We start from the raw sequence: 13,326 nt of genomic DNA, 5'->3' as shown, positions 1-13,326 counted from the left end.
TTTCTTCCCAATTAGAGTTTCTCAAGCGAACACAAAAACTCATAGCTAATGTAGCAATTGAGTTTTTAATTAGGTTGTTGTTCTTCAGTTTACATTACCTACGAACCACATCGAACCATCTATCAAACGTCTTCCCACAAAGCCTTTAACCTCTAAGCCTTCTGGAATTTGCAATCCCCATTCATCCTGAAGGAAGCTGGGGTCATCAGAAGGTTCATAATCTTTTTCAAGCTGGCCGTTATGGTTCAATCCTGCATAAAAACTATCCAATCCAGCTTTGGTGTACCCTATGCTAATATTCATATGATCTAAATGAGGAAAAGACAAGTAGCACAAAATCCGGTATTCCTTCTCCTTCTCCGTTTTTAAATCATGTAACTCCTTTCCTCCGTTAATGATCCGTTGTGCTAATTTTCTCTTCTCGTTTTTAGAGAAGTTTTCGTAACCATTGAATGCTTCATCCATGTCGAAACTTAAGGCCCTGCACCCTAAATAGGTGGGACTTAAGTCGTTTGGAGTTGGCAATGAGTGTGACCATTCCTCAATCTCATTCATGAAATTCCGATACATTCTTCTTTTTCCGCGGACTTTCTTTTTTCTTAACATTTATGATAACTCCTTAACAATCAGCGTTTTCTAATACCCCTTCAAGCAAAATTCAATCTGTTCACTTTCACTCTGGCTTATTTCAATTCCATATTTTAATAACGCTTGTCTAATCAAAACCACCTGCTCTTTACTTGGAGCAGTAAATGTACGATTGTACACAGCCATCCATTTTGCTAATTGCCGTTTTCCAAGTCTGCTAATCGAATCATCTTCCTTCGTAACATAGAACTCCAAAATGTACCTCAGTGAATCCCATTTTGAAAGAGAGCTCAGCAAAACAGCAGCCTGATACCTGCTGTGATAAGTCTTCCCCTCTTTATATAATCTGTATATGTCATTCGTCCTCTCATAACAAAACGTTCTTTGTACAGCTCTTCTCGATTCTTTTGAGATACCACTGTGTTCATGACTCATCAGTTTAATGAACTCATCTTTATTATTTTCAGCATCAAGCATCGAGACTGCACGGATTGCAGCTTTAACAATACCTGTTTTATCAACATTCAATAGAGGCAGGATCATTTCCACATGGTCTTTGCTCCCAGTCTCTCCGATCCCCAGTAATGCTCCGCGGAGATTTTCATCAGGCTTCTGTTTCAATACCTTGGTGTAGTAAGGAGCAATTTCAGTGATGTTTTGTTTCTTTAATAAATACCTTGCTGCTGACCTTATTGCTGCGCTTTTATCAAAGAGAGCTTTTTCAAGTTCCTTTATGCTTTGGTCAGGATTTAATGTGGCCTTTTTCTGCAAAACCTCCGCTCTGATCCTCGGAAATTTGTCTTTTGTTAAAGTGGAATAAAACGCATTAAACTCCCTTTCGTTAATTCCGTTCATGATTTCGCTGAATAGGATCAGCCGTGAATGAGGTTCCTTTTCCCGTTTAAAATAATTAACCAGTCTCTCTTTCTCGAACATTTTCGAATGAATCATGATCTTATAGCTAAAATATCTAATTTTATGAATCTTAGATTGTGTACCTTGATGAAGATAGGGGACAGCCTCTGCCCGTGAAAGCAGGGTGACCACCTGATCATAAAAAGCCCTGTGGTCCGAACGGTTCGAACTTCTCAGCTTAAAAACAATCGGTAAATTCTCAATCATCTGCTGCGCATAGCTAGTTTTCATGCGCTCTTGCACTAGCTTTCTTGCCGTATCCCTGACCTCAGGAACCCAATCGTTGCATCTAATCAGGAAAAAGGACAGTTCTCTGCCTGTTTCGAAAGATGATAATTCGGTCAGTGCTTCTTCTCGTAAATATCCATTAGGATGGAATGTGCATAAGCCTAAAATAGAGACCTTCTCATCGGCTGTCATAGCGGGCAGGGATAGATGATGATTCTCCCACTCATCACTCCAATCCATAGAATGCTCCCTGAAAATCGGATCTAAAAGTAATAATTTATTATTTTCCAATTTGGATAAGCATAGATGAAGCGCCTGGATTGTCCTCGCCTTTAAAGCATCTGAGCTTGTCAATAAAAAGGAAAATGCAGCAGGGATTTTGGTAAGGTCATTTTCATTTTTAATCGAATCCAGCACCCCTTCTATGTAGGGCTTTGAGTAATGATCCGCTGGATAGGACTTACGGCTGCGCTTGAAAAAATTCCATTTCAACTTGGATGCCTTCTTTCTGGAGCGATGGCTTTCATTGATTGCGAAAAATCTCGCTTGTTGATTCATTATATCAATTGCCGGCGGTATTTATCTTTATAAATCTAGCCTTTTAAAGCTGCATGCAGCATAAAAAAAGAGTAAGCCTCTGCTCACTCCACTCTGATCTACAGCCTGCCATCATTCCAAAAATTATTCACAACATGCTGCTTCGGATTATAAGGCACCAGCACATACCCTCTTGATTTCAAATAATCAATAATTTTAGGCAGCACCCGAACGGTTTGCGGCCGCTCATGCATGAGAATGATGATGGGCTTTTTTTTGCCTTTCCACGGCAGGTACGGCATTTATTACGTTCCAGATAATCGTGCCGTATTGACTGCTTTTATATCTCCAATCGTTACTGTCAATCGTCCAGTCCCACATTTTAAAATGATACCGCACGAGCCAGTCTCTATAGGACTTCGTCATATACGGCTTGCTCCCATAAGGCACTCTAACCCGATAGTGATTAACCTTCACCACCGACTGCAGTGTTTTTCTTGTCGTTTCCATTTCCAAGGCCACATTTTTAGGACTGCCTCTATATAGCTTCCTCACACTGTGAGAAACACTATGCAATCCAATATAGTGCCCCTCCCTGTTCACTCTTACCATGCTCGTCTTGTAAGCTCTAATATTTGGTTCAATCGCGAAAAACGACGCCTTCACTTGCTTCTTTTTTAAGATATCGAGTATTTGAGAGGTGTACTTGCTCGGTCCGTCATCAAAAGTGATGTAGGCAATCTTGGCTTTAGAGGCAGGCTTAGGCGAGGGTTCTCCCTTGGCTGAATCCATAGTATTATTTGGAGCTTGTTCAGCTGCGGTGACATGACTGAATGACGTGAAAATCAGGAACGCGACAATCAAAAAGGAAATGGAAAGCCGGACAAATTTCATTTTATTCCTCCCTTTATAGAGAAATTTCTCTGCCGATTTATTGTATTGGTGAGGGACGCAATTTAGTCCGGTGGATTGGTGGTTTTTACCTAAAAAGTATTTCTCTTTGATTCTTAATTTCGATGCCACTTCAGCCATCATTAATGTTCTATAAATAGATGGACTTATTAACGGTGAGAATAATGTCTAAGGTGTTCCAATTTTTCACAGCTCATTATTATGCATGAAGAAAGGACCAAGTAAAATGAAGAAAAGGAATACGAAGGGTTATTACGCAGCTCTATTTTTGCTCATTCTAATGCTCACGGGTTGTACAAGTGAGGGGAAATCGGAGCCATCAACAGAAACTTCAGGAAAAATAAAAAGTGTAGTAGTAGGTCCCTTATCCAGCTATTCCTCTAAAGAAATCGAATATGCCAGAGTTTGGCTGCAGCTTGGACCGAATCAGGACCTCGATGAATTAAACGTTCATCTTCTTCCCGCCGGAACGCCACTTAATTCTGATGACAGCACCAGTGCTGCCTATCCTGAAGATGTGATCCAATTAGCAGGTTCCCGACTGGCAGATGGCTCTGTCACGTACAGTGGGAATGGTAACGGCACGATCAATGTTTACAACATACCTTTGCGTTGGGATGGCCAATACCCTGCTGGAAAGAAATTTTACGAAGAGATCATCAACACTACAAAATTGGTATCAATCGATAAGGGCAGCCCTGATAAAATTGTAAAGCTCATTAACAAAATGAAGATTGTGGAGGGGTTTTAAGACTATGGCCTTTAAATAGCTCCATTAACCGTTTCCGCTGCCATCCGTAAACTATAGGCAATTGAAAAGAATCAGGTTAAGGAAACCTGATTCTTCTTGCTAATCCACAACTTACAATAATTCAATAAACCCTTCTGTTCCATGCACACGAATCCGCTGTCCATCTTTTATCCGTTTGGTGGCATGTTCGACACCGACTACTGCCGGTAAGCCATATTCCCGTGCGATTACGGCTCCATGGGTCATCAGGCCTCCCACCTCGGTCACCAAACCTTTTATAGATAAAAACAAAGGCGTCCAGCTGGGGTCGGTAAAGGCTGTGACCAGTATATCGCCCTCTTCTAGATTGGCCTCTTCTACATTCAAGATTACACGCGCCCGGCCCTCTACAACACCAGAAGAAACAGCGAGGCCTGCTATCGCTTCGGCGGGGATATGTTCTCGTTTGTACCGGCCTGTAATAATTTCGCCATCAGACGTGATTACTCGGGGCGGAGTTAGTTTTTCGTAGTAGCTGTATTCCTCTTTTCGCTTGTCAATGACGTGTTCATCCAGTTTATTGTTGCGAACGGTTTCCTGAAATTCTTCAAAAGTGAGATAATACATATCTTCTTTTTCATGAAGTACGCCGGTTTGTACGAGCCGCTCCGCTTCCTTTAATAACGCTTGCTTATAAACGAAATATCGGCGGACAATGTCGTACTTCGGATATTCACGATATCCGATAAAATTCCGGATCACGCCAATCATTTGTTTAGTCTCTTCGGCTACTTGTTCACCACCCGGCAATTGTTTCAGCCGGGCTAATAGCTCCTGCTCTTTGTTCAAAGCTTTTTGCCGGCCATGTTCAAATTTCCGTTTGCTGGCGCCAGGTTCAAGGTTTTTGATGTTGCTGAGAATCATAGGTACCAGCATACTTGGTTTTTCACTCCAGCGTGTTCTCGTTATATCGATTTCTCCGGAACAACGCATTCCATATTTCCCGAGGTAAGAAGCAATGGCATCACGAACGTGTTGTCCGCCATCAAATTGAACCAATTCATCCAAAAAGCTTTCATCCTTAACCTCTTGTAAGTACCCGATGATTTCCGGATAGGGACGAATCACATCTGCCACATCCAGCAGCTCCAGCCCCATTTCAGACGTGACGTTGTCAGGCACTGATAAGGATAGGGTGTCTGCGGTGTTTTTTTCACCCAGCCATTCCTCTATCTTTTCGTTGATCCATGCCGAGGCATGGATGGCTGCCATAATGACCTTCAGATGGTTCATATCAGACGCACGCTGACGCCGCTGCTGCATATCGTCCAAAATACAATCGAAAACATCCAATCCTGATTTCGTTTGTATCGTATGTTTTAACACTGATAACGAATCCTCGCTGCTCTTCATCAAATCAGCAACAATGGCCGGATTGGTCCCTGCCTCTTCCAGAATATCCGCAGATGACATGCCCTTATGGCTTTTAACGGGTCCCTGTCCGCTTTTGGCATTAGGGTCCAATTTGATGAAATCCCTCTCTATGATGGTCATCAGCGCATCTTTTACGAGTGGATCAGAGTGTCCCAGGACATCCAGCAGATTCTGTCTGCCTGCCGCTGTTCCCAGTCCCATCGTAATATCCACGAACAGCCTTCCCCCGCCGGTTTTAAACATAGGAGCATTACCTGTCAACTTCCAAACCGATATCCCAAGTGGTTTAATCGGATCTGTCATCATTTGCTGATGCGCAACAGATACATAGACATGATTCTCATCGTCATTCGCTTCAGGAATGGGATACAAAGTGGTAATCGGCCGGCTCTGGACGATATAAAATGTATCTTCAGCCAAACACCATTCAATGTCCTGGGGAGACCCGAGATATTGTTCAATCCGTTTTCCAATACGTGCGAGCTGTAAAATCTGCTGATCGGTAAGCGTTTGTGTTTTTTGCTGATCAGCAGGAAAAGCCTTCGTTTCGGTTCCGCCTTCTTTCCGTCCATAAACAGCGATTTTTTTGCCCGCTATTCTCTTGTCCACAATCAAATCTTCCTGGACTTTATAACAATCGGCCGATACCAGCCCAGAAACAACCGCCTCGCCCAGTCCGAAACCGGCATCAATAGAGACCACCTTGCGGCTGGATGTAATCGGATCGGCCGTAAATAAAATCCCTGAAGCTTGCGGGAAAACCATCTTTTGAACGATAACAGATAGATGAACGCTACTGTGCTCAATCCCCTGCTTCATCCGGTAGATGATTGCTCGGTCCGTAAAAAGGGACGCCCAGCACTTGCTAATGTGCTGTAAAATGTCCTGGATACCGATGATATTTAAATAGGTGTCCTGCTGGCCGGCAAAAGAGGCATGTGGCAAATCTTCGGCCGTCGCACTGGAACGCACTGCATACGCATGTCTGTCACCGAGCATGGAAAGATGGTCAGTCACTTCACGCACCACATCCGATGGAATATCCGCATTCATGATGATTTCACGAATACTCCTGCTCATTTCACGAATCCGTTCCCGTTCTCCTGCTTTTACTGTCGACAGCTGATTCAACAAAGTCTCCAATGATTCATTTTGTTCAATGGCTTTTCGATAACCCCCGGTTGTCACACAGAATCCTGCAGGTACATGTAATCCTTGTATGGTAAACAATCGCCCAAGATTTAATGCCTTTCCGCCAACGATCGCACGGTGGGTTTTATTGATTTCCTGCAAACCGAGAACCAAAGAACTCATTCACATCTCTCCTCGCCCATACTATTCAATTGATTTTAACAGGGGAAAATGGGAATAAACAGACTATTTCATCCATTTTTTGTATGGTATAATTAAGGTAGAAGGAGTAGCATCAGTGGTTTTACATACGATTTCCGTATATAAAAAAACGGCACACCCCATACCGGGTTGTGCCGTTTTTATTAATGCGTTACTTGTTTGAAGGTATCAAGCAAAGCCCGCACTTCATCCGTTGATTTCGTGTTCATCAGCTTGCTTCGCAGTTCTGCCGCTCCAGGGAATCCCTTTACATAAATTTTGAAAAAGCGGTGAAGCCCTGTAACCGAGCGCGGCACGGTTTCCGCATAGTGATCCTGCAGATCCAGCTGAAGTCTTAATAGATCAAGATACTCCTCACTGGTGTGCTCTTTCGGTTCTTTTTCAAAAGCAAACGGGTTTTTGAAAATTCCCCGCCCGATCATCACGCCATCGATTCCGTATTTTTCGGCAAGCTCTAATCCTTTTTGACGGTCAGGAATGTCCCCATTGATGGTGAGCATCGTATCCGGAGCAATCTCGTCACGCAGTGCTTTGATTTCCGGAATGAGCTCCCAATGCGCATCCACCTGGCTCATTTCATCTCTTGTCCGCAAATGAATGGAAAGGTTCGCAATATCCTGCTTCAAAATATGCGCGAGCCATTCCTTCCACTCTTCAATCTCCTTAAAGCCAAGGCGCGTTTTCACGCTGACAGGAAGACCTCCCGCTTTTGCTGCCTGAATCAGCTCTGCCGCCACATCCGGACGCAAAATCAGGCCGCTGCCCTTTCCTCTTTGTGCCACATTCGGAACAGGACAGCCCATATTGATGTCGATCCCCTTAAACCCCATCTCCGCCATTCCAATACTCATCTGACGGAAATAATCGGGACGATCCCCCCAAATATGCGCCACCATCGGCTGCTCATCCTCCGTAAACGTCAAACGCCCGCGTACACTCTCAATGCCATCCGGATGACAGTAGCTATCCGAATTCGTAAACTCCGTGAAAAACACATCCGGCCGCCCTGCTGCACTCACCACATGACGAAACACTACATCCGTCACATCCTCCATCGGTGCCAGCACAAAAAACGGACGTGGCAGATCACGCCAGAAATTATTACTCATTTATCGTTCCATTCCTCTCTATATGGGTACATCTTTAAAATTTTGGTCAAAAAAAAACTTCTTTTACACTTATATCATGGGTTGGGGGTGATTTCAATGAGGAGTGGGTGGGGATGGCTGTATTTTATGGGGAAATTGTGCGGAAATAGGGATAGGTTAATCTAAAGTAAACACGTTCTTTATGGTGATTTTTGTGCGGTCGGCGGGATAAAGTGAAATTACATACAAACAGGAGAAAGAAAAGGTAAAAACCATTTAATGAACCAAAACGGACATTCTGGAATAATAATCCTTCCTTTCTCCTACTCCCCTCCCAAAGGAAATTCAAGCCGGAAAACAGTACCACTATGTTTTACAGAAGAAACATGAATGCTCCCGCCGTGTAGCTCGGCGATTGCGCGGGCGATGCTCATACCAAGGCCGGCTCCTTCAGTCTGTTCATCTGTGCTTGTGCCGCGGAAGTAGCGGTCAAAGAGGTGCTGGACCGTTTCTTCGTCCATTCCCGCACCATTGTCAGAGATGGTGACAATGGCGGATTCGCCCTGTCGGCTGACCGAGGCGTTAATGCTCGTGCCCTTTGGGTTATGCTTGATGCAGTTATAGATCAGGTTATCGAGCATCCGCTCAAACCAGCGTATATCCGCTTGTATATAAATTTTTGAATCTGCGCTTTTAAAATTGAAAGGAACATCCTCAAGAGTGAGGTCGTTGGCAAATTTCAGCATGATGCCCCGTACAAGTTCATTCAGTTCGGCAGGCTTCATTTGGTGGGGGAGCGACTGGTTTTGGAGCTGGAAGGCAAGGGAGAAATCCTCAATTAAGTCCGTCATATAATCCCCTTTTTCCCTGATCATCCTTCCCATGTCCTGCAGCTCTTCTTCGGTCCAGTGGTACTGTCCGCTTTCGAGCAAATGGGCGTAGCCCTGGATCGTTGAAAGGGGTGTCCTGAGATCGTGGGAAATGCCGGTCATCCACTCTTCACGCGTTTTTTCCAGCCGGTCTCTTTCCTTGTCTGCGGCAGAAAGTTTTTCGGCCATTTCGTAGAAGGCCCCAATCACTTCTTTATAAAGCTTGTACTTCAGGCGCACCTTCCCATTTTTCTTGAAGACTTTTTTGCGCTCTTTTTCTGTCAGTACTTCCCCGTAATTCCCGTAGCCCATCCTTTCCAGCCAGCTGGTGAAGAGAAGGAGGGGCTGGCTGTACCTGAATCCCTGCCAAAAGGAAATGCCTAACGTTAATGTGAGCAGAACCACTCCGAGGATAATAATGAGCCTAACAATTTCGGTAAGAATGGAGAAGGTAACTGGCTCTGCACCTTGCTTGGGTGTATGGAGAATCCAAGTAAGACCAGATTTCGGATCCATGAAAATGGCTGTATGGGTTTCGAATTTTCCTGGTGAAGTTGTCCTGACAAGCACGTCCAGCGGCTTGTAGTCTTCCTTCATCTTTTCAGAGCCGGTTGACTGGACAACCCTCCCTTCCTGGTTTATCACCTGGATGGAGCCTTCTATTTTCTCTAATTCCCTTTCCAGCTGCTTAAGGTTTTCGCCAGAGATCCTTCCATTGCTTGAATACGCTGAAAACAAGTGCTGGAGGCTTTCCTGCTCATTATTTTCATATCCAAGCATATAAAAATACGGCTTTTCAAAGGTGGTATCGACTTGGGAGTAGACGTAGAAGCCTTCATATTGGTTCGTTTTTTCAATCTGGAGAATCTCGCTGACTGAGTATGAGTCAGGCAGGAATCTAGGTGTATTTTCTGATCCGATGACGTCTCCTTCCATATCAACAACCTGCACCCAGAGATTCCGTTCTTCGAGCTGGTGTTTCCACGCATCGCTGATGGTGGCCTTATTTTCCTCGATCTGCGTATCAATCGCAATGTTTTCAACGGCGCCTTCAGGGAAGTTTTGCTTCATTTCTTCTCTGTTTACATGCATCAGAAGCGCAAATAGAAGGACCAAAGAAATCATCCCAACAAACACCATGATGGAAATGAACTGAAGGGAGAAGTGGAGAGCCAGTCTCCGCCTGAGCGACATCAACCTTTTTTCCCCTTGACCAGCTTGTAGCCCAGCCCGCGCACGGTCACGAGCAGTTCAGGCTGGCTCGGGTCTATCTCAATTCTTTCCCTGATCCTTCGAATATGTACTGTAACGGTATTGTCATCCACAAAGCTGTCAAATCCCCATACGGCTTCAAGCATCTTCGTCTTAGAAATGATGGTATTCGGGTGCTGGCACAGATATTGCAGCAGGAGAAATACCTGGGCAGGCGTCTGCACAGCCTTGCCCTCGACGATCAGTTCCCCTGCCTCTTCATCCAGGATAAAGCGCCCGAAATCATGCTTCCTTCCAGTCTCTTTTAAGGAAGGGGCATAAACCTGGTTCCGCCGGAGCCTCGCCTTAATCCTCGCTGCAATTTCAAGCGGGTTAAAGGGCTTGGTAATATAATCATCCCCGCCAATCGCAAATCCTGTCAGCACATCAAGGTCGGAGACGCGGGCTGTCAAAAAGAGAATATAAGCATCGGAGATTTCCCTGATTTTCGGGCAAATCGTGAAACCGCTCTGTCCTGGTAGCGTAACATCAAGCACCACGATATCAATGGGGTGCCGGGAAACGCACTCAAGCGCTTCTTCTGCAGTATAAGCTGCATGGATATGGCTGAATCCTTCTTTTTTCAGAACGGTTTCCATCAATTTGACGATTGATTTTTCATCATCCACCAATAAAATTTCTGCATTTTCCACTTTTGCCCACCTCGGTATCTATCGTAGCACACAAACCTTACCAGTATATTAACAACTCCCGGAAAAGTTTATCAGAAAGTAAACTTCTGTTTCTTCAAGGGAAATAAAGGCGGCTTATACTGAGTAAAAGAGAATCTTCCAAAAAGGATGCAGCAGCCGAAGATTGGCTTTGCTACCCATCACAAATGGGAGTTTTTAGAGTATGAATCTAAAAATAATAAATCGGAGGATAAATACGATGTCAAAAGAAAAAAGCGATGAAATGGAAAACGAAGGGGCAGCTTTGAAGAATGCCCAGCCGGCCGCAGACAGCACCAGACCGTTCGGTGCCCACCTCCGTATTAGCTGGTGGAAGCCACTCGCAGTCATCGTTGTGCCATCGGTGGCGCTGGTTGTCGTGCAGGTCTTGTTCCGCCTGGCCGTTGGCCTCATTGAAAGAAGCGACGATCCGCTGTCACCTGCTTATACACCGTTGAGGTTTCTGAGCGACAGCTTAAGCATAGGCGTCACAGGTGTACTGGCGGTCTTGCTCCTCGTCTGGATGGCCAAAGTGCCTTGGCGCAGCCTGCTCAGCTCACCGCGAGCATTCGACAGACAGCGCTTCGTGCAGTACCTGATTGGCGCGGCACTGCTTGTGTGCGTCGGGATCGGTGTGATTGCGCTCTTTGCACCCGAAGCACCGGGATGGACCACATTTGGTTTTACTGGAACCACGATTGCTATGCTTGTGGTCACTTTCTTATTCACTCCGATACAGTCCGCAGGTGAAGAGCTGATGTATAGAAGCGCCGTCATGCCGGCCGCTGCGTCATGGGTGCGTCCAGTCCTCCCTGCCCTGGTCGTCGGTCTCCTGGTCTCCAGCCTTCACTTCGCGGTGATGCACGGTTCCACAGACCCTTGGCTGTTTGGATACTTCTTCGTTGTCGGCGCCTCTACAGCGCTGATTGCAATCATCAGCCGCGGCATCGAGGCGTCAATCGCGTTTCACGTTGCGAACAACGTCATGATGTCGACCGTCAACTCGCTCATGGCTGACGGCAAAGTATACTCCTTGGACCGATCCACTGAAACGGGAGATGCATCCCTGCTCATCCTTGCCGCCGTCAACGTCGCCATGGTCGCATTTGTCTGGATGCGCGAACGGCGGGCGGGCGTTGCCCAGCAGTCGGGATTGACGAACGATATGAAATAAATTTTTAATTTTACCCTCATGGAGCAGGTAAGGTTGAATAACTGGAAATGGGGAATTGAAAAGATACATTCGGTACACTTCCTCCCCACCACTGCAAAAGGATGTGAAATTAGCAGCACCTAACTATAAGTCTATTAAGACGAAGGTTATTGTAGCGCTGGCGGATGAAACCAGACTGCAGCAGATCAGCTATAGAGCGGACTTCGGCAACGCCAGTTTTATCGGCTTGAAGGCGGAAAATATCGACCTGTCCGTAGCTATCACCACTGGACGGTTGAGTTAACCTCAAAATCCGGGGATATTATGGCGGAGAAACTCCAGGGGGATGCGGAAATCCAGCTGCACTCTGGCGATATCAAGGTGGATGGGCTGAAAGGCGCTCTGGCAGTGCAGTCCACTTCCCGGAGACATCACAGCGCCCGAATCCCCTAAAAAGACGGCAGATGTTATCAAGGTAAGGACCGTTTCGGGTGATAGTCGGATTGGCAGGGTTTCCCCAAATTAAAAATACAAAATGGAGTTGAGGAAATGTTCAAAGAGATACGCAGACGTAAAGCAGCGCGGCGGATCAAGGCCGGTAACGGGCGGCCGCTAAAGGATTTCCGCTGGTGGCAGCAGCTCTCCCGTGCACTGTTTTACCTCACATTGACAAACGATGCTGGCCGGCAAGCAGTGTTCGCAGTTGACGTCCCGTATTGGCAGAAGTTTTTCTCTGCAGATGACGATAAAGGAACGGCCCACCTATACCTCGATGGCAAACATTACGCCGAGTCTAAACTCCCTGCCGCCTTCCCCGTGGCTGGAGGAACGATCGAGGTAGCGGCTACGATCTTCGGCCTCAAACGCTGCCATTTCGTAACCGACGAAGGAACGGTGCACCAGCTTATCCCGGATGAAAGTTCTGCTGAAGGACGGCGTGCCCGTCTCGATCGCGAACACCCCACTTTGAGCCGCTGGATCCGTTTCATTTCGCTGATCATGCTCATTGTTCCGATGGTTCTAGCCATCCCCCAGATCATCGATGCGGTCACTCAGGTACCCGAGATCGCTCAGCGCTTCGGGACCTTCAACTCACCCATTACTCTGCCGGCGTGGATCAACATTGGACTCGGTCTCTGCGCCACAGCAGGGAGCGTGGAGCGCGCAACGCGACTGCATTGGAATGCATTTCTAGACGGGAACATGTAGCAGGCAATTGATAGAGGCTTCCTGGAATTCTTCAAGGCTCAAATGCCCGCGTACACTCTCAATGCTATCCGGATGACAATAAACCATTCAAATTCTTAAACTCACACATCCTGCCGTCCCTCCGCACTCACCACATGACGAAACACACCATCCGTCACATCCTCCTTCAGTGCCAGCACAAAAAACGGACGCGGCAGATCACATCATAGTAAGCAACGGGGACGGCTCTCAGCAGAACCGTCCCCGTGCCATACAGAATTGTTTCGTTTTCATGAGCTCCCTTTATTATTGGCTCTGTTAAAGCCTGATATTGATTTTTAACACCTGTTGATTGGAGTGGAAGGCGTGAGACTCCTGCGGGAGCAGCGGGACAGGTGAGACCCCGCAG

The 13,326-nt window shown here is 46.2% G+C and carries 12 protein-coding genes and 1 pseudogene; 4 read left to right on the top strand and 9 right to left on the bottom strand.

What is annotated here, in order from left to right:
- Positions 1-84: 84 nt before the first annotated feature.
- The 3 genes from AS29_RS10700 to AS29_RS10690 form a co-directional block, all read right to left on the bottom strand.
- A complete protein-coding gene (locus tag AS29_RS10700; RefSeq protein WP_035405731.1) occupies positions 85-606 on the bottom strand; it encodes a DUF3916 domain-containing protein in 522 nt (173 codons plus the stop codon).
- A gap of 30 nt (positions 607-636) precedes the next feature.
- Positions 637-2,223, bottom strand: coding sequence for a HEAT repeat domain-containing protein (locus tag AS29_RS10695; RefSeq protein WP_035405729.1), 1,587 nt, complete (start codon positions 2,221-2,223; stop codon positions 637-639).
- A gap of 291 nt (positions 2,224-2,514) precedes the next feature.
- Positions 2,515-3,162 carry a polysaccharide deacetylase family protein gene (locus AS29_RS10690; RefSeq protein ID WP_051860583.1) on the bottom strand — a complete coding sequence of 216 codons (648 nt, stop codon included), beginning with the start codon at positions 3,160-3,162 and terminating at the stop codon, positions 2,515-2,517.
- A 244-nt stretch (positions 3,163-3,406) separates the two neighbouring features.
- On the opposite strand from AS29_RS10690, the gene AS29_RS10685 reads away from it, so the two are divergent.
- Positions 3,407-3,931, top strand: coding sequence for a hypothetical protein (locus AS29_RS10685; RefSeq protein WP_035406036.1), 525 nt, complete (start codon positions 3,407-3,409; stop codon positions 3,929-3,931).
- Between the two features lie 111 nt (positions 3,932-4,042).
- Here the strand turns inward: AS29_RS10685 and ppsA are convergent, their stop codons facing one another.
- From ppsA to AS29_RS10665, 4 genes are all read right to left on the bottom strand, one after another.
- The gene (ppsA, locus tag AS29_RS10680; protein ID WP_035405727.1) at positions 4,043-6,658 is read right to left on the bottom strand and encodes a phosphoenolpyruvate synthase; all 2,616 of its coding nucleotides are present in this window, start codon (positions 6,656-6,658) and stop codon (positions 4,043-4,045) included.
- Between the two features lie 182 nt (positions 6,659-6,840).
- Complete coding sequence (locus AS29_RS10675; protein ID WP_035405725.1) at positions 6,841-7,806, bottom strand: tRNA dihydrouridine synthase; 966 nt, start codon at positions 7,804-7,806, stop codon at positions 6,841-6,843.
- A 302-nt stretch (positions 7,807-8,108) separates the two neighbouring features.
- Positions 8,109-9,848: a sensor histidine kinase gene (locus AS29_RS10670; protein ID WP_035405723.1), complete on the bottom strand. Its 1,740-nt coding sequence runs from the start codon at positions 9,846-9,848 to the stop codon at positions 8,109-8,111.
- Positions 9,848-10,558 carry a response regulator transcription factor gene (locus AS29_RS10665; RefSeq protein ID WP_035405722.1) on the bottom strand — a complete coding sequence of 237 codons (711 nt, stop codon included), beginning with the start codon at positions 10,556-10,558 and terminating at the stop codon, positions 9,848-9,850. Before AS29_RS10665 ends, AS29_RS10670 begins: the two co-directional genes overlap by 1 nt.
- Positions 10,559-10,796: 238 nt before the next feature.
- Here AS29_RS10665 and AS29_RS10660 point away from each other — a divergent pair, with 238 nt between their 5' ends.
- From AS29_RS10660 to AS29_RS10650, 3 genes are all read left to right on the top strand, one after another.
- On the top strand, positions 10,797-11,750 hold the full coding sequence (locus AS29_RS10660) for a CPBP family intramembrane glutamic endopeptidase (protein ID WP_197491601.1): 954 nt from the start codon (positions 10,797-10,799) through the stop codon (positions 11,748-11,750).
- Between the two features lie 55 nt (positions 11,751-11,805).
- Positions 11,806-12,033, top strand: coding sequence for a hypothetical protein (locus tag AS29_RS10655; RefSeq protein WP_035405720.1), 228 nt, complete (start codon positions 11,806-11,808; stop codon positions 12,031-12,033).
- Between the two features lie 245 nt (positions 12,034-12,278).
- Positions 12,279-12,938 (top strand): hypothetical protein, encoded by a 660-nt coding sequence (locus AS29_RS10650; RefSeq protein ID WP_035405718.1) that lies wholly within the window; start codon positions 12,279-12,281, stop codon positions 12,936-12,938.
- A 9-nt stretch (positions 12,939-12,947) separates the two neighbouring features.
- On the opposite strand, the pseudogene AS29_RS22055 reads toward AS29_RS10650, so the two are convergent.
- Together AS29_RS22055 and AS29_RS21755 are read right to left on the bottom strand one after the other, a co-directional pair.
- Positions 12,948-13,135, bottom strand: a pseudogene (locus AS29_RS22055) (tRNA-dihydrouridine synthase); the annotation flags it as partial.
- A partial coding sequence (locus AS29_RS21755) for a hypothetical protein (protein ID WP_035405715.1) occupies positions 13,105-13,326 on the bottom strand: 222 nt, incomplete at its 5' end. The gene AS29_RS21755 and the pseudogene AS29_RS22055, both read right to left, overlap by 31 nt.

It is taken from the genome of Bacillus sp. SJS, assembly GCF_000732485.2.
Taxonomy (GTDB): domain Bacteria; phylum Bacillota; class Bacilli; order Bacillales; family Bacillaceae; genus Metabacillus_B; species Metabacillus_B sediminis.
The sequence above is the reverse complement of the archived record's forward strand: the minus strand, read 5'-3'. Positions and strand labels throughout refer to the sequence as shown.